The sequence below is a fragment of the Pseudomonas sp. SM4 genome (assembly GCF_051913165.1).
GTDB lineage: Bacteria > Pseudomonadota > Gammaproteobacteria > Pseudomonadales > Pseudomonadaceae > Aquipseudomonas.
Window position 1 is genome coordinate 109,500 of record NZ_JBODOE010000006.1, and the last position, 16,069, is coordinate 125,568.

The 16,069-nt window shown below is 59.9% G+C and carries 14 protein-coding genes; 6 read left to right on the forward strand and 8 right to left on the reverse strand.

What is annotated here, in order from left to right:
- Window positions 1–80: 80 nt before the first annotated feature.
- Window positions 81–986: a 1-aminocyclopropane-1-carboxylate deaminase/D-cysteine desulfhydrase gene (locus ACQ4MY_RS13025; RefSeq protein WP_440095378.1), complete on the forward strand. Its 906-nt coding sequence runs from the start codon at window positions 81–83 to the stop codon at window positions 984–986.
- A 321-nt stretch (window positions 987–1,307) separates the two neighbouring features.
- On the opposite strand, the gene ACQ4MY_RS13030 is transcribed toward ACQ4MY_RS13025, so the two are convergent.
- The gene (locus tag ACQ4MY_RS13030; protein WP_440095379.1) at window positions 1,308–1,856 is read right to left on the reverse strand and encodes a cytochrome b; all 549 of its coding nucleotides are present in this window, start codon (window positions 1,854–1,856) and stop codon (window positions 1,308–1,310) included.
- Window positions 1,857–2,163: 307 nt separating this feature from the next.
- Here ACQ4MY_RS13030 and ACQ4MY_RS13035 point away from each other — a divergent pair, with 307 nt between their 5' ends.
- The gene (locus ACQ4MY_RS13035) at window positions 2,164–2,817 is read left to right on the forward strand and encodes a hypothetical protein (RefSeq protein ID WP_440095380.1); all 654 of its coding nucleotides are present in this window, start codon (window positions 2,164–2,166) and stop codon (window positions 2,815–2,817) included.
- Window positions 2,818–2,938: 121 nt separating this feature from the next.
- Here the strand turns inward: ACQ4MY_RS13035 and phnX are convergent, their stop codons facing one another.
- Entirely contained in the window at window positions 2,939–3,766 is an 828-nt protein-coding gene (gene phnX / locus ACQ4MY_RS13040) for a phosphonoacetaldehyde hydrolase (protein WP_440095381.1), read from the reverse strand.
- 144 nt (window positions 3,767–3,910) lie between these two features.
- A complete protein-coding gene (locus ACQ4MY_RS13045) occupies window positions 3,911–5,020 on the reverse strand; it encodes a 2-aminoethylphosphonate--pyruvate transaminase (protein WP_440095382.1) in 1,110 nt (369 codons plus the stop codon).
- Window positions 5,021–5,132: 112 nt separating this feature from the next.
- Here ACQ4MY_RS13045 and ACQ4MY_RS13050 point away from each other — a divergent pair, with 112 nt between their 5' ends.
- Window positions 5,133–5,993, forward strand: coding sequence for a LysR substrate-binding domain-containing protein (locus ACQ4MY_RS13050; protein ID WP_008087877.1), 861 nt, complete (start codon window positions 5,133–5,135; stop codon window positions 5,991–5,993).
- A 1-nt stretch (window position 5,994) separates the two neighbouring features.
- On the opposite strand, the gene ACQ4MY_RS13055 is transcribed toward ACQ4MY_RS13050, so the two are convergent.
- On the reverse strand, window positions 5,995–6,723 hold the full coding sequence (locus tag ACQ4MY_RS13055) for a CatB-related O-acetyltransferase (protein ID WP_045123333.1): 729 nt from the start codon (window positions 6,721–6,723) through the stop codon (window positions 5,995–5,997).
- Between the two features lie 120 nt (window positions 6,724–6,843).
- Window positions 6,844–7,716: a LysR family transcriptional regulator gene (locus tag ACQ4MY_RS13060; protein WP_440095383.1), complete on the reverse strand. Its 873-nt coding sequence runs from the start codon at window positions 7,714–7,716 to the stop codon at window positions 6,844–6,846.
- 286 nt (window positions 7,717–8,002) lie between these two features.
- On the opposite strand from ACQ4MY_RS13060, the gene ACQ4MY_RS13065 reads away from it, so the two are divergent.
- Both ACQ4MY_RS13065 and ACQ4MY_RS13070 read left to right on the forward strand, forming a co-directional pair.
- Window positions 8,003–9,328 (forward strand): MFS transporter, encoded by a 1,326-nt coding sequence (locus tag ACQ4MY_RS13065; protein WP_440095384.1) that lies wholly within the window; start codon window positions 8,003–8,005, stop codon window positions 9,326–9,328.
- A 73-nt stretch (window positions 9,329–9,401) separates the two neighbouring features.
- The gene (locus tag ACQ4MY_RS13070) at window positions 9,402–10,793 is read left to right on the forward strand and encodes an FAD-dependent oxidoreductase (RefSeq protein WP_158835039.1); all 1,392 of its coding nucleotides are present in this window, start codon (window positions 9,402–9,404) and stop codon (window positions 10,791–10,793) included.
- A 107-nt stretch (window positions 10,794–10,900) separates the two neighbouring features.
- On the opposite strand, the gene ACQ4MY_RS13075 is transcribed toward ACQ4MY_RS13070, so the two are convergent.
- Complete coding sequence (locus ACQ4MY_RS13075; protein WP_440095385.1) at window positions 10,901–12,283, reverse strand: type VI secretion system Vgr family protein; 1,383 nt, start codon at window positions 12,281–12,283, stop codon at window positions 10,901–10,903.
- 221 nt (window positions 12,284–12,504) lie between these two features.
- Here ACQ4MY_RS13075 and ACQ4MY_RS13080 point away from each other — a divergent pair, with 221 nt between their 5' ends.
- Complete coding sequence (locus tag ACQ4MY_RS13080) at window positions 12,505–13,209, forward strand: YebC/PmpR family DNA-binding transcriptional regulator (protein ID WP_008077979.1); 705 nt, start codon at window positions 12,505–12,507, stop codon at window positions 13,207–13,209.
- A gap of 127 nt (window positions 13,210–13,336) precedes the next feature.
- On the opposite strand, the gene ACQ4MY_RS13085 is transcribed toward ACQ4MY_RS13080, so the two are convergent.
- Window positions 13,337–14,650: a leucine-rich repeat-containing protein kinase family protein gene (locus ACQ4MY_RS13085; protein WP_440095387.1), complete on the reverse strand. Its 1,314-nt coding sequence runs from the start codon at window positions 14,648–14,650 to the stop codon at window positions 13,337–13,339.
- A 220-nt stretch (window positions 14,651–14,870) separates the two neighbouring features.
- A complete protein-coding gene (gene zapE / locus ACQ4MY_RS13090; RefSeq protein WP_440095389.1) occupies window positions 14,871–16,001 on the reverse strand; it encodes a cell division protein ZapE in 1,131 nt (376 codons plus the stop codon).
- Between the last annotated feature and the right edge of the window lie 68 nt (window positions 16,002–16,069).

Genomic DNA, 16,069 nt, shown 5'->3' on the forward strand with positions numbered 1-16,069 from the left:
TTTTTAAAAGACAAGATCAAAAGATCGCAGCCTGCGGCAGCTCCTACTAGTATGTGTTTTTTTCAGATTACGCAGCGCCCATGTTTCCCCACGCCCCCCTCGAACACCTTCATCTGGACTGGCTGAGCGCCGCCGGTATTGAAGTGGCCATCCTGCGTCTCGACCAGATCGACCCGCTGATCAGCGGCAACAAGTGGTTCAAACTCGTCGAACACCTCAAGGCTGCCGAGCGCAACGGGGCCGAAGGCATCATCAGCCTTGGTGGTGCGCACTCCAATCATCTGCATGCGTTGGCAGCGGCGGGGAAACGGCTGGGGTTTAAAACCGTGGGGCTGTTGCGCGGGCATGAACAGGAAACGCCGACGGTGGAGGATCTGCAGGCGTTCGGCATGCAACTGCACTGGCTGGGTTACGGCGGCTATCGGGCGCGGCACGAGCCTGGGTTCTGGGAACCTTGGCTGGCGCAATATCCGACGCTGCACGCGGTGCCCGAGGGCGGCGGTGGTTTGAGTGGTGCGCTCGGTTGTGTTGCGCTGAAGGCGCAGGTTGATGCGCAGTTGAGCGCGTTGGGCTGGCGCGATTATCAGGCCTGGTGGCTGGCCTGCGGCACCGGCACGACATTGGCCGGGTTGGTGCTGGCGGAGGCGGGGGCGCATCCGGTGTTCGGCGCGCTGGCGGTGCCGGAAGATCATGGTGTGGCACCCCAGGTCGAGGCGATTTTGCGCGAAGCCGGGGTGGCCAATGCGGGGTATGCGTTGATTGAGGCGAGCCGTGGTGGTTTTGCCAAGGTTGATTCGGGGTTGCTGGCGTTTATTGAACAGACCGAACAGGCCAGCGGTGTGCCGTTGGAACCGCTGTATACCGGCAAAGCGTTGCTGGCCCTCAAGGAACAGATACAAGCAGGCAGATTTGCCAGCGGCACACGACTGGTCTTCGTCCACACCGGCGGTCTGCAGGGCAGACGCGGTTTCAGCACTGATCCCTGACCGCACCCTGTTTCTGTCATATGGAGATCTATTGTGGCGAGGGGATTTATCCCCGCTGGGCTGCGAAGCAGCCCCAATTCAGCCCACACTGTTCAGCCTGACACACCGCGTTTTGAGGTTTTGGGGCTGCTTCGCAGCCCAACGGGGATAAATCCCCTCGCCACAGTGGTTTGCATTGCCCCAGATAGATTCCATTGCCAGGCACAGGTTTGCATTGCCCCAGATAGATTCCATTGCCAGGCACAATGGTTTGCATTGCCCCAGATAGATTCCATTGCCAGGCACAGTGGTTTGCATTGCCCCAGATAGATTCCGGTAGGTTTACCCGCGCTTGGGCATCATCCGCAGCAACGTGTTATCCCTCACCACGTAATGGTGATAGATCCCCGCCAGCGCATGCAGGCCGATCAGCCAGTAACCGATCGTGGCGATCAGCACATGCCAGTACTCAATCTGTTTGGCGAAGTCTTTGTTTTCCGCGACCAGCAACGGCAGATCAAAACCATAGAACATCACCTGATGCCCTTCGGCGCTGGTGATCAGCCAGCCAAGTATCGGCATGCTGATCATGAACAGGTACAACGCCCAGTGCATCAGCCGCGCCAATGCGGTTTGCCATTGTGGCGAGGCGGGGAAGATCTTCGGTGCCGGGCCGAGGCTGCGCGCGAGCAGGCGAAACCACACCAACACGAACACCGTCAGGCCAAGCATGTAATGCACTTCACGGATCAGCGTGCGCCCGCCGCTGCCTTTGGGGAAGAGGCCGCGCAATTCCATGCTGGCGTACACCAGCACCAGCAGCACCAACATCAGCCAATGCAGCATGACCGACACGGTGCTGTAACGCGATTCGGAACTTGTCCACGGCATACAGTGTTCCTCTCGGTTCAGGGTTTCATCGCACCGTTTCTCTGACGGCATGCCTTAACTGTAAACCCCCCTGAGCATTTCTGCTGAACGAAACAGAAGTTTTAATGTGCTGTTTTTACAAAGTTATTAGTGTTTGCGGTTTGCGGACTTTAGTGCTGCGGGTGTAACCGGTTGTTGTTTATATCTTGAATCTGCAGAGGGTTTGATTGGCGTTGTTTGATCCGCTAATGTTGCGGGCAGTTGTTGCTTTCAAATCGCTTGATTCAATAAGTGATGCTGTTGATAACTTACTTAAAAGGAATTAAAGATGACTTTTTGTATTCTTCTGAATCGCAAGCATAGTAAAAACATTGTAAAAAAAGCGATGGCCAAGCCACCGATATCTCGACCGAAGCCCGTGGGCAGCAAACCGCCAGTAACCCGACCCACCACACCTCCGGTCAAACCACCCGTGGTTCCGGTCAAGCCGCCAGTCAAACCTGCACCGGTCAAACCGCCTGTGAAGCCGCCGGTCAAACCACCCGTGAAGCCACCTGTCACTCCGGGGACGCCTGGCACCAAACCACCGGTCAAGCCAGCGCCACCGGGCACCAAACCACCCGTGAATGCCCGTCCGCCAATGCCGTGGCCTACCTTGAACATCAACATCGATCCGGTGGCACTGATTAACCTGATCAACGCCCTCGGCAGTATTCGCCAGCCGGATGGATCGACCACACTGAGCGATGGCAGCATCGTCGATGCCGGAAAAAACAAAGTTACCCGCCCCGACGGGATCATTCAGCATGCTGACGGCCGGGTCGAGCATCCTGATGGCCGCATCGTGTGGCCGGATGACACCGTGGAATATCCAGATGGTCGTATCGTCTGGGCTGACGGCACCGAGCAACTAGCGGACGGTTCGATTCGTTATCCCGATGGATTGAAATATGATGCAGATGGCAATCTTGTGGTTGATTGAATGTTGCTGTTTTGATTTGAAAGACTGTTTCGGTTTAATAGCTTGAAACCGATCAGGTGTTTAATGTGATCAATAAAAAACCGCCAACTTTTTATCAGTTGGCGGTTTTTTTCAATCTACCTTAATCGTTTTGCGGCATCTCACCCTTGGCCAGACGCTGGTTGATGTCGGCAATCACTTCCGGCAGGTCAGTGATGGTGTCGATCATGTAGTGCGGACGCGAGCTTTCGAACAGCGCGTGGATGCGCTTGCGCTCGCTGGCCAGTTCATCACTGCCCAGTGCGCGGAAGCCCTCGTAATCGAGGCCCAGCGCATTGCCCGAGCAGATCAGCGCGACCGTCCACATCCCGGCGCGACGGCCTTCGAGGATGCCCGGCACGGTGTCGTCGATCTTCACGCAGGCGCCGACGTCGTCGATGCCCAGCGCAATCACGTTGGCCAGGGCTTGTGCCGGCCACGGACGACCGTTTGGTACTTCGTCGGTCGCCACAACGTGGTCGGCGACGTAACCGTTGGTGGCGGCCAGTTCGACGACTTTGTCCATGACCTGTTTCGGGTAGCCGGAGCAGGAGCCGATCTTGATCCCTTGCTGACGCAGGTTGGCGATGGTTTCCAGCGCGCCGGGAATCAGCGCCGAGTGCTCGGCGATCTTCTCGATCTGCAACGGCATGAAGCGGTTGTAGATCGCGGTGACGTCGTCATCGGTCGGCGTACGGCCGAAAACCTTGCGATAACGCTCGGCGACTTGCGGCTGATCGCAGAGGGTGCGGATGTGGTCCCACTTGCCCATGCCCATCGGGCCACGGGCTTCTTCGATGGAGACTTGCACGTCGAATTCGGCGAAGGCTTCGACGAAGATTTGCGTCGGGGCGAAAGAGCCGAAATCGACCACGGTGCCGGCCCAGTCGAGGATGGCGGCTTGCAGCTTGTTTGGATTGAAGTAGTTCATGTTTATCAAATTCCTATGTTGGCAATGCAATTCAAACTGTAGGAGTGAGCCTGCTCGCGATAGCGGTTGATCATTCAACATCTTCGTCGACTGACACGGCCTCATCGCGAGCAGGCTCACTCCTACAGGGGATTTGTGTGGGGCTTAGATGTCGAGGACTTCCATCTCGCGCAGCACTTCGCCAACCGCCGCAACGGCCTGGCGCATTTCCTCCGGGCTGACGTGGCCGATGCAGCCAACGCGGAAGGTTTCGACTTGAGTGAGCTTGCCCGGATAAAGGATGTAACCCTTGGCCTTGACCCGTTCGTAGAAATCCTTGAACTGATAACGCGGGTCACTCGGCGCATGGAACGTGGCAATAATCGGCGCCTGAATCGCTGCCGGCAGAAAGCTGCGCAAACCCAGCTTGCCCATCTCTTCCATCAACGCCTGGCAGTTGGCGGCGTAACGCGCATGCCGTGCCGGCAACCCACCTTCTTCGTTGTATTGCAGCAGGGCTTCGTGCAGCGCCGCGACCACGTGGGTCGGCGGGGTGAAGCGCCATTGACCGGTCTTCTGCATGTAAGCGTGCTGGTCGAACAGGTCCATCGCCAGCGAATGCGAGTTGCCGGCGGCAGCGGCCAGCGCCTCTTTGCGGGCGAAGACAAAGCCCATCCCCGGCACGCCTTCCAGACACTTGCCAGACGCGGCGATCAGCGCGTCGAACGGCACCTTCTGCGCGTCCACCGGCAGCGCGCCGAAGGAGCTCATGGCGTCGATGATCAGGCGTTTGCCGTGTTGCGCAACAACCTGGGCGATTTCCGGCAGCGGATTAAGAATCCCGGTGCTGGTTTCGCAATGAATCAGCGCGACGTGAGTGATGTCAGCATCGGCGCGCAGCAGACGATCGACGTCGGCGGCGGTGGTCGGTTCGTCTTCAGCGGTTTCAAAGGTGCTGAATGAGCGGCCAAGTACTTCGCAGATTTTCGCCAGGCGCTTGCCGTAGGCACCGTTGATCAGCACCAGCACTTTGCCGTCACGCGGCACCAATGTGCCGATCGCCGCCTCGACGGCAAAGGTGCCGCTGCCCTGTAACGGCACGCAGTGGTGAGTGGCGGCGCCGTTGAGGATTGCCAGCAATTGTTCGCAGAGGCTGGCGGTCAGTTGATTGAAGCGGTCATCCCATGACCCCCAGTCGACCATCATCGCCTGGCGGGTGCGGGCCGAAGTGGTCAACGGGCCGGGAGTGAGCAGGATGGGTTCGGCAATACTCATTCGTGTGTCCTCGGATAGCGCTGTGGGATGAAGCTACGGGGCATACGTTGCAATTCGCCGTTGCATCAATCAAATTGTTTATTGTTATGCCAGCCATCAGTGAGAGTTATTCATGAACCTGTTTCAACTGCGCGCCTTCGACGCCGTGGCCCGCGAAGGCAGCTTCACCCGCGCCGCTGCGCGGTTGTTTATCAGTCAGCCGGCGGTCACCGGGCACATCAAGGCGCTGGAGGAGCATTACCAGATCACCCTCCTGCGGCGAACAGCACGACGGGTGGAACTGACGGAGGAGGGCACCAAACTCGCGGCGATCACCCGTGCGATGTTCGGTCTGGCAGAAGAGGCGCAGGCGATGCTCGAAGCCAACCGGCAACTGCTCACCGGTCGGCTGGAAGTGGCCGCGGACGGCCCGCACATGGTCATGCCGATGCTCGCCAGCCTGCGCGCGCGGTATCCGGGGATCACGGTGAATCTGCGTTTGGGCAATGCTCAGGAAACCCTGGCGGCGTTGTTGTCGGAACACGCGGACGTCGCCGTGCTGACCGAGGTTGAACCGCGCAAAGGCCTGCACCTGCAAGCGCTGAGCGAGTCACGAATTTGCGCGTTGGTGCCGGCCGCGCATCCATGGGCAACGCGCAGCGGTGAGGTGAAACTCAAGGAACTGGACCAAGTGATCATGGTGCTGCGTGAGCCGAGTTCGATCACCCGGCGTACGTTTGACGACGCCTGCGCGCAGGCTGCGATTCATCCACGGGTGTTGCTGGAACTGGACAGCCGCGAGGCGGTGACGGAAGCCGTGGCCGCGGAGCTGGGCGTGGGCGTGGTGTCATCGGTGGAAGTCAGCCATGACCCGCGCGTGGTGGCGATTCCGATCGTCGGGGAGGGTTTGGTCAACCGCCACATGATTGGCTGCATGGAGCGGCGCCGGGAGTTGCGTTTGATTCAGGCGTTTTTCGGCCTGGCACCGGGCTGAGTCAGGCGATTGCCAATTGCGGCTGCGCGGGCAGGGTCGCTGTACGTGTTCGGCTGATTTCGATTCTCGGGTAATCCGCCTGGCGCAATTGCATGGCTTCAAGCTGAGTCAACGCGGCGTCGGGATTATTCAACGGCAGCGTTTGCAGCAGCTTTACATCCAGATTCCACCACTGACTCTTGAGCAGCCTTTCGATGGTCTGCGGGTCATGCCGGTACTTGATGATTTTCGCCGGGGTGCCGGCAACGATCGCGTAGGGCGGCACATCCTGGGTCACCAGCGCGCGCGTCGCAATAATTGCACCGGTACCGATCTGTACGCCTTCCAGAATCATCGCGCTGTGACCGATCCACACGTCGTGGCCAATCGTCACGTCGGCCACCACCGGGTCGAACGTCAGGGCCGTGTCGGTGTACTGAAAGGGATGGGAGCTCAGCCAGTCGGTGGGATGCGAGCTCTTTTGCTGACCGATGAAGCAGCGCGTGCTGATCGAGCAGAAGCGACCGATGGAGGAAACGGCAGACAGCACGCAATCACTGCGGATGTAAGTGTGCGCGCCGATCGCCAGGTGTTTCGACTCGATTACGACATGGCCGATGCTGACGTGTTCTTCGAGTGTCAGGATCGAGCGTTTGTGCAACGAAGACATGCCGCCGGCGACTTTGCAGTCGTGCTGGCGAATCCATTTCTTCCAGAGGTGATCACGAAGCAGATTTATTATTTTTTTCACGATGGGTACTTGGATTCCGTGGCGCTTATCAGCGAGTGGTACTGAGAAATATCCTGTCACAGGTGCCTTGGCGCCAGTGTAGCCGACGATCTTGATTCGCCTTAACCGGAAAACGCCGAATCAGCTCAGACTTTCGCGCACCATTTCCAGAAATGTCGCCACCACTCGCCGCGAACTCTGTTCGCGCAGGCACACCAGCGTTTCCGTCAGCCGTCGCGTGCAGTCGATGATCGGCAACGCACACACCCGCGAGTCCGCGCCGAATTCCGCCGCCGACACTACGCCGATGCCAATCCCCACCACCACGGCTTCACGCGCCGCTTCACGCCCCTCGACCTGAATCGCCGGGCGGATGCGAAACCCGGCCCGGGCCATTTCCTCTTCCAGTGTCTGCCGCGTTACCGAACCGTGTTCGCGCAGCACGAGCGGCGTGTCGTCGAGATCCGCCAGGCAGATCGACTCGCGCTCGGCCCATGGATGATTGCGCGACACAAACGCGACCATCGGATCGTTACGCAACGGAACACAGAGCAGGCGTTCATCGCTGACGTCACGCCCGAGCAGCGCCAGATCGGCCTGATAGTTGAACAGGCGAAACAGCGATTCGTCGGTGTTGCCGGTCTCGATCTTCACACTGATCCCCGGATAGCGCTCGCAGAAGCGCGCGATCTGCGGCAGCACGTGCACCGGCGCGTCCACCGCGAGAATCAGGCTGCCGGTCTGCAGGGCCTGGGATTCCTGCAGCAATTCCTGTGCTTCGGCTTCAATTACAAACAGCCGTTGCGTGATCGCCAGCAAGCGCTCGCCCAGATCGGTCAGGCGTACGGAACGTTTATTGCGGTGAAACAGCAAGACACCGAAACGCTCCTCCAATTTGCGCACCTGGTCGGATATCGCCGGCTGCGTGAGAAAAAGGCGCTCGGCAGCTTTGGTGAAGCTGCCATGCACGGCCACTGCGTGGAAGGCTTTGAGTTGGGCGTGGGAGACAGCCATGGCGACTCCTGGTGCGGGGAAGGCTCACTAACAAGCTGAGCTTATGTGTGAAATACGATAAATCGATTTTATTTATTAAACAGTAATTGGTTTGATCGGCTCACGCCATCGCTGACTGCTCGGTCGAGCAGCAAGATTGGCCATGAGCCTGTGCGTGCAACAGCAGGACTCATCTGACCGATACCGCCATAGGGATGGGGCGATATCGCAGTGCTCAACAATAAAAACACAGGCGTTTTGCTTAACGATTCTGCCGGCACACTCACACCCTGAGGTCAGAACCACAATGAACAAGCACATCGGCACCCTCGCACGTTGGCGCGTGCAGATTTTCGCGATTACCTGGCTGGCGTACGCCGCGTTCTACTTCACCCGCAAAGCCTTTTCGGTGGCCAAACTGGGCATCGCCGAAGACCCGACCTTCATGCTCGACAAAATGGCCATGGCCAACCTCGACGCCATCTACCTGGCGGCGTACGCCGTGGGCCAATTCACTTGGGGCATGCTCGCCGACCGCTTTGGCCCAAGGGTCGTGGTGCTCGGCGGTTTGCTGATTTCCGCCGCGGCGGCGGTGGTGATGGGCAGTTTTGCCACGCTGCCGATCTTCGCCACTTGCATGCTGATCCAGGGGTTGGCGCAGTCCACCGGATGGTCGGGGTTGTGTAAAAACCTTGGCAGTTTCTTTCCTGCAAAGGAACGCGGACGGGTGCTGGGTTTGTGGAGTTCCTGCTACGCGTTTGGTGGTCTGGTGGCCTCGCCGTTTGCCGGCTGGTGGGCGTACACGCTGGTCGGCAGTTGGCACGCCGCGTTCATTTCCAGTGCGGTGGTGGTCGCCGTGGTTGCGGTGTTGTTCTTTATCTTCCAGCGCAACAAACCCGAAGACGTCGGCTTGCCAGCGGTAGAGCCGGAGCCGGAACTGAGCGCCGAAGAAGCCGAAGCCAACAGCAAACTCAGCGTCTGGGAGCCGCTCAAGGAAATCCTGCGCAACCGCACGGTGCTGGTCCTGGGCCTGGCGTATTTCATGTTGAAACCGGCGCGTTACGCGATTCTGTTGTGGGGCCCGGTAATCGTGTTTGAACAGATGCCGAGCGTTGGCAAGGTCGGTGCGGCGATCATTCCCACCTCGTTTGAACTGGCCGGGTTGCTCGGGCCGATCCTGATCGGTCTGGCCTCGGACAAACTGTTCGGCGCCCGGCGCATGCCGGCCTGCGTGCTGAGCCTGTTGGCGCTGACCGTGACGCTGGCGCTGTTTATGGGCGCGCTGCACACCGGCAGCGTGTTGCTGGTGGTCGCGCTGTTGTTTGTCATGGGCCTGACTTTGTACGGTCCGGATTCGATGATCAGCGGCGCCGCCGCGATCGACTTCGGCAAAGCCAAGGCTGGCGCCACGGCGGCCGGTTTCGTCAACGGCTGCGGCTCGGTCGGCGCGGTGCTGGGTGGTTTGCTGCCGGGTTACTTCGATTCGGTGACGGTGTTTATCGTCTTCGCCGGTTGCGCGCTGTTCTCGGCGCTGGTGCTGATCCCGCACTGGAACAGCCGCCCGGTCGGCGTGATGGAGCCGCGCGCGTCCATTCCCAATTGCCGGTTGACGATCAAACCCCTGCGTTCCTGAAACCCCTTTGCCTCGCGGCCTGCTGCGGCATTCGCGGCAGGCTGTGACGTGGCCCACTGACTGGAGAAAACCCATGAGACCGTTTTGGCTGGAGCAGGCTTTGCAGGCTGACACGTCGCCGACGTGCCCGTCGCTGCAAGGCGAGGTACGCACCGACGTGTGCATCGTCGGCGGTGGTTACACCGGGTTGTGGACAGCGATCATGCTCAAGCAGCAGAACCCGGAACTCGATGTACTGCTGATCGAAGCCGATATCTGCGGCGCCGGCGCCAGTGGTCGTAATGGCGGCTGTGCGTTGTCGTGGTCGGCGAAATATTTCACCCTTGAGCGCCTGTTTGGCGTCGAAGAAGCGGTGCGTCTGGTCAAGGAGTCGGAGCGCAGCATCCACGCCATTGGCGAGTTCTGCGAGCAGTACGGCGTTGATGCCGATTACCGTCTCGACGGCACGCTGTACACCGCGACCAACCGCGCGCAGGTCGGTTCGACGGATGCAGTGATCGCCGCTCTGGAGCGTAACGGCATCAACTCGTTCACCCAGCGGCCGGTCGCCGATGTGCAGCGCATGGCCGGTTCTGCCAAACATCTGGAGGGCTGGTTCTCGCCGGCCGCCGCCAGCGTGCAACCGGGCAAACTGGTGCGCGGCTTGCGCCGAGTGGCGCTGCAATTGGGGGTGAAAATCCACGAAAACACGGCGATGACCGGGCTCGAAGAGGGGCGCCCGGCGCGTCTGCAGACGCCGCAGGGCAACATCGTCGCCGACCGCGTGGTGCTGGCGATGAACGCCTGGATGGCCCGCGCCTTTGCGCAGTTCGAGCGCAGCGTGGCGATTGTTTCCAGCGACATGCTGATCACCGAACCGCGTCCGGATCTGTTGCAGGAGATTGGTTTGACCAGCGGCGTCAGCGTGCTTGATTCACGTATTTTCGTGCACTACTACCACAACACCCCGGACGGCCGGATCATGCTCGGCAAGGGCGGCAATACCTTCGCGTTTGGTGGACGGATGTTGCCGGTGTTTGATCAGCCGTCGCCGTATGCCGGATTGCTCAAGCGCAGCCTCGATGACTTCTTCCCGGCGTTCAGTGATGTGAAGGTCGATGCGACCTGGAACGGGCCGTCAGATCGCTCGGTCACCGGGTTGCCGTTCTTCGGCCAGATGAGCAGCAGCGGCAATGTGTTTTACGGGTTTGGTTATTCCGGCAGCGGGGTAGGGCCTTGTCACATGGGCGGGCAGATTCTGGCGTCGCTGGTGCAGGGCCTGGACAATCCGTGGACGCGTTCGCCGATTGTTAATGGACCGCTGGGGTATTTTCCGCCGGAGCCGATTCGTTACCTCGGCTCGCTGATGGTGCGCAACGCCATCCGCCGCAAGGAACGCGCCGAAGATCATGGCCACCGGCCACGGCATCTGGACGTGCGCCTGGCAAAATTCGCCGCTGCCGCCGGCAAAGCCGACAAAGCCTGAAACCCCAGACACACCCCCCTGTAGGAGCTGCCGAAGGCTGCGATCTTTTGATTTTGTTTTTTTAGAATCAAGATCAAAAGATCGCAGCCTTCGGCAGCTCCTACAGGTCAGGATCGGTTGATCAGCCAATCTAGTAACAGGCTGCTGTCGCGGGCTGACGGTACCTCTACCTGCGCGGAATCGCGTTGCGTACCCAGACACAAAATCGGTCGATCCGGATCGCTGTCGAGAAAACTCACCCACACCTCGCTGCCCGTGCGGGGCAGGTCGTGGGCCGCGAGGCGGCCGTGGGCGTGGGTCAAGGCGATTGGCAGCCATATGCCCTGATCGTCGCCGACGGCTGACGTCGGCCACACACTCACGTTGATCCGCCCCTGCTCATCAAGAACGGTCGGCAGCCCGGTGGGGCCGAGCACGCGGGCCAGATGATAGCCGGGAATTCGCGGTCGGGCTTGCTTGAGCGGCGGGCGAAAGTCGGTCGACCAGGGCAGGGCACTGAAGTCGTTGTGATAGCGGTACTCGACAGGCGCAGGGTCAAGAATCGATGGCTGTTGCCCGTGATGGCGCAGTTCAGTGATCAACCACTGCTCGTTGAAACCACTGACAGGGTGCCGAGTCACTTGCAGCAGATGGCCACTGCGCAGTTGACGGCTGTCGCTGCGGCCATGGATCGAACGATATAGGCAGCGCTGGCGCTCCAGATGGCGGCGACTGCGCTGTTCGGCATGGCGCTGTTGCGCGGACATCGTGCTCACACTCGGGGCGGCGACGGTTTGATTGGCAGCGTCTTCGCCGCCAGCCTGTTGCCCACGGTTTCGGACATCGTGCTGAGGCACTGAGGGCGCGGCATCGTGTCGTTGAAACAGACTGTTTACCCGTGGCGTTTCCCCGTCGTCGGTGTTGAACGGAATCAGTACCGGCGTCTGTGGCAGGCTCAAACTGTCGTCGGCAAACACCACGACATGTCCCTCAGGGCCGTGTTCGAAGTGATAGTGGATGCCTTCTTCTTCGCACAACCGCTGCAGCAACGCCAGGTCGCTTTCTTCGTACTGGATGCAGAAGTCGCGTGGTGGATAGTGGCCGACGGTCAATTCGATGCGGAAACTGTCGGCCGGCAGGTCATGCTCCGCTAGCAGCTGCGCGATGATCGCCGGCACACTCGACTGCACAAATACTCGACGCACCGGCGACTGCGCCAGACGTTGCAAATGTGGCACCAGGACCAGGCGATAGCCGACGCGATGGCTGCCGCGATGGTCGCAAGTGACGCAATGGATCACGCCATGAACGCCTTGCTGTTCACCCATGCGCAGAAAAGCAGGCTGGTGCAGCAACGCGTCCGGCGGTATCGCCGGCGCCAGGCCAATGACTTCGACGTCAAACCGGAATGGCTGATTCAGTGCTTCCTCGCCACTGAAACGCAGCACCGGCAGGCGTAACTCGCCATCGGTCAGGGTCAGGGTGAACGGACTTTCCTTGTCATTGAGCATTCGCACAGGTTCTGTCAGGCAATACGGACGGCAGAGGGTACGAAACCGCAGCGCTGAATAGTCATCGCAATACGCCTTTTCAGAATCGCCCTACAACGTGTGGTGAAGATGTCGATTCGCCAATCAATATTTTTGGTCGATTGCCGACTTTAGGCCGTATAAACTTGGCGCCACGCGTCGGCCAATAGATGTCTCGGCGCCACAGATCAAGAGAGTGAGTAATGGGCGCACAGTGGAAGGTTAAACACAAAGAAGCGGCAGCCAACGCCAGGGGCAAAATCTTCGGCAAACTGGTGAAAGAAATCACCATTGCTGCGCGCAACGGTGCCGATACCGCCACCAACGCACACTTGCGTCTGGTGGTTGAACAGGCCAAGAAAGCCTCGATGCCGAAAGAAACCCTCGACCGCGCCATCAAGAAAGGCGCCGGTCTGCTGGGTGAAGCGGTGCAATACCATCGCGTGACCTACGAAGGTTTCGCCCCGCACCAGGTGCCGCTGATCGTCGAGTGCGTGACCGACAACGTCAACCGCACCGTGGCAGAAATCCGTGTCGCGTTCCGTAAGGGCCAACTGGGCGCTTCCGGTTCGGTCGCGTGGGATTTCAACCATGTCGGCATGATCGAAGCCTCGCCGGACACCCCGGACGCCGATCCGGAAATGGCCGCGATCGAAGCCGGTGCCCAGGATTTCGAGCCGGGCGAAGACGGCGCGACGCTGTTCATCACCGACCCGACTGACCTTGATGCCGTGCAGAAAGCGCTGCCGGAGCAAGGCTTCACCGTGTTGTCGGCCAAGCTTGGCTACCAGCCGAAAAACCCGGTGACCGGGTTGAGCGATGAGCAGATGGCTGAAGTCGAGGCGTTCCTCGAAGGCCTCGATAACCATGATGACGTGCAGGATATGTTTGTCGGTCTGGCGGGCTGATTTGTTTCGCCAGTGATGGCCTCATCGCGGGCAAGCCCGCTCCCACAGGTTTTTGCGCAGTTCACATATTTTGTGCACGACACGGACACTGTGGGAGCGGGCTTGCCCGCGATTGACCGCGCAGCGGTCACAGATTTCCGAGATCGCGCAACACTTCACTGAACCCCGGTCGCGCCAGCACCTGTGCCTGGCAGCAACGCCGTTCCAGCTCCTCCCAATGTAAACGCTGTTCGGCACTCAGCCCCGAATCGATACGCGCCAGCAATTCCCCCAACAAGATCCCGAATGCGCGCACTTCAATGCGTTGCAGCGCCCGTGTCTGTGCGTTATCGGTGGTGGCATGGAACGACGCCCCGCCAAAATCCCCCAGAAGACAATCGCCCCGGTCGTTCAACAAAATGTTGTGCCCGTACAGGTCACCGTGGGTAATGCCTTGCTCATGCAGATGTTCCGCTGCCGAAGCAATGCCCTTGGCAATGCGTAAGGCAACCTCGGCCGTGAAGCGCAGTTTATCGGCGTACACATCCCGCGAGCACGAGGCCAGGCTTGGCAATCCGGCAAGATTGTGAAAACTCGGATCAATCAGTTGCATCACCAGCCCTTGCTGACCCTCGGGGTGACCGTTGATACGTCCTTCAACGCGGATCAGGTTCGGGTGCAAGCCAGCGGTAATGCACGCGTTCATTTCGTGCAACGGTGAGCCGTCGCTGGTCATTGCACCTTTGTACAACTTCACCGCGACCGGTTTCAGCGAGCCATCGGCTTGCTGCCAGTTCGCCCGGGAAATCACCCCGGAGGCGCCTTCGCCGAGTTTCTGCTCCAGGCGCAATGCCGACCAATCAATCAGCGGCGTGGCTTCCAGTGCGGCGGCGTCGGCTTCGGTTTCCAGCGGATTACCGGCGTAGGCCAGCCAAGTCAGGCTCGGCAAGCTCAGCAGCCACTGCGGCAATTCGCTGAACTGGTTGACCGAGATGCGCAGCAGCTCCAATCGATGGCAGTCGCGCAGCGATTCAGGCAGCGCTTGCAGACGATTGCCCGAGAGCATGAGTTTTTGCAGATAAGGGCGCTCGCCCAATTCAGTCGGCAGGGTTTCGATGCAGTTGTCGGTCAGGATCAACCAGCGCAGCAGCGGTGGCAGCGCGGCCCCGGGGACTTCGACGATATGATTGGCCTTGAAGCCGACCATCGTCAGCGCCGCACATTTGCCGAGGCAGGCGGGCAGTGCGGTGAAAGGATTGTCCGAGCAAAACAGCACGCGCAGGCGGGTCAGGCGATGCAGATCATCCGGCAGGCGGCTGAGTTTATTGCCGCTGAGGTTGAGGATTTCGAGGGTGTCGGCCAGCTCGAAGATCTCGCGCGGAAACTCGGTCAGCCCGCAAGACAGATCCAGCCGCGTGATGCCCGACAACTCGCCGGCGCGTAATTGAGCAAGGGTGTGCATTGTAGGTGTTCACTTTTTGAAAAAAGGCCAGTGGCGCGAGGCGCTGGGGAATGGGCGCCATGATAACGGCAAAGCCTTGATTTGAGGCTGCTCAGATCCAGTAGACACCCCACACCCTGTGGGAGCGGGCTTGCCCGCGATGAGGCCCTTTTAATCGAAATAGATGTTGAATGTAAGTCCGCCATCGCTGGCAAGCCAGCTCCCACAGGGTTTTGGGGTGTCAGGCGGGGTCGTGGATAACCTGTAGCTGCCCTAACCGGCTACGCGTGCGCCCCAGGTCGATCGCATCGCCGCCAAGGCTTTCGCACAGCGACTGTCGCCCTATCAGCGTCAGGTGCTTGTCTTGGTCGTAGAGCACGTCAATCAGATTGATGAAGCGTTGTTGCGCGGCAATCGAGCAGTCGCCCAGCAGCGGTAAATCGTCAATCACCCAGTGGTCGAAACGCCGGCACAACTGCAGATAGTCCATCACTGCGGTCGGCTGCTCACACAGATCAGCGAACGTAAACGCCACGCGTCGGCCTTCACTCAAACGTGCGCGAAACTGTCGGGCGCCGACGGTCAGCGACAGCGGTGGCGCATCTTGCGTCGGCAGATCCCGAGCCTGGCGCTGGGCCGCTGTGCCCGGCCACACATAATGGCCGTGGGTAAACACCTGGTGTTCATGGTTGCGCGCGAGACTGCGGTAATCATGCGGGCCGCCGACTTCCATCACCTGCATGCGCGTATTGATCAGCTCGATCACCGGTTTGAAACGCGCGTGATAGAGCGGATTGGGCAGTAAACCTTCGGGCGGATAGTTGGAGGTCACCAACAACAGAATGCCGCGCTGGAACAGTGCCTTGAACAGCCGGGTGATGAGCATCGCATCGCCGATGTCATGCACATGAAATTCGTCGAAACACAGCACCCGACAGTCCGCCAGCAATTCATCGAGCGTGGCGGCGAGGGCATCGTCCTGCTCGCGATGGCTGAACATGCCCTGGTGCAATTGCGCGAAGAATTGATGGAAGTGCAGACGGCGTTTCTCGCTGATCGGCAACGCCTGGAAAAAACCGTCGAGCAGCCAACTCTTGCCGCGCCCGACCGCGCCGTACAGGTAAAGACTCGGCGGCGTGCGCGCCGTGGCGCCGAACAGCAGGCTGGCCTGCTGCGCCATGCAATCGATCACCTGTTGCTGGCTGTGGCTGAGGGTATAGCCCTGATTGTGTGCCTTGTGCCGAAAGTAATCGCGGATCGACTCGGCGCTGGCGTCATGCCCGGCGCTGGCGGGCATGTTTCGGCCGAACAAGCGACGCAACACCGACCAGCGTTGCTTCAGTCGAGTGGATTTTGGCGGTCGGGCGGGCACGCTGGGCTGACTCCGTATTGGTCGAACCGGCTCCACGGAGCGCGGCGGCCTAGTGTAACCAGACGCAA

Excerpts from the sequence above, each read along its gene's own strand:
- ACQ4MY_RS13065 (WP_440095384.1), top strand. The coding sequence starts at position 8,003 with ATGAACAAGCACATCGGCACCCTCGCACGTTGGCGCGTGCAGATTTTC.
- ACQ4MY_RS13070 (WP_158835039.1), top strand. The coding sequence starts at position 9,402 with ATGAGACCGTTTTGGCTGGAGCAGGCTTTGCAGGCTGACACGTCGCCG.
- phnX (WP_440095381.1), bottom strand. The coding sequence starts at position 3,766 with ATGAACTACTTCAATCCAAACAAGCTGCAAGCCGCCATCCTCGACTGG.
- ACQ4MY_RS13030 (WP_440095379.1), bottom strand. The coding sequence starts at position 1,856 with ATGCCGTGGACAAGTTCCGAATCGCGTTACAGCACCGTGTCGGTCATG.
- ACQ4MY_RS13045 (WP_440095382.1), bottom strand. The coding sequence starts at position 5,020 with ATGAGTATTGCCGAACCCATCCTGCTCACTCCCGGCCCGTTGACCACT.
- ACQ4MY_RS13085 (WP_440095387.1), bottom strand. The coding sequence starts at position 14,650 with ATGCACACCCTTGCTCAATTACGCGCCGGCGAGTTGTCGGGCATCACG.
- ACQ4MY_RS13035 (WP_440095380.1), top strand. The coding sequence starts at position 2,164 with ATGACTTTTTGTATTCTTCTGAATCGCAAGCATAGTAAAAACATTGTA.
- ACQ4MY_RS13060 (WP_440095383.1), bottom strand. The coding sequence starts at position 7,716 with ATGGCTGTCTCCCACGCCCAACTCAAAGCCTTCCACGCAGTGGCCGTG.
- ACQ4MY_RS13050 (WP_008087877.1), top strand. The coding sequence starts at position 5,133 with ATGAACCTGTTTCAACTGCGCGCCTTCGACGCCGTGGCCCGCGAAGGC.
- ACQ4MY_RS13080 (WP_008077979.1), top strand. The coding sequence starts at position 12,505 with ATGGGCGCACAGTGGAAGGTTAAACACAAAGAAGCGGCAGCCAACGCC.
- ACQ4MY_RS13075 (WP_440095385.1), bottom strand. The coding sequence starts at position 12,283 with ATGCTCAATGACAAGGAAAGTCCGTTCACCCTGACCCTGACCGATGGC.
- ACQ4MY_RS13025 (WP_440095378.1), top strand. The coding sequence starts at position 81 with ATGTTTCCCCACGCCCCCCTCGAACACCTTCATCTGGACTGGCTGAGC.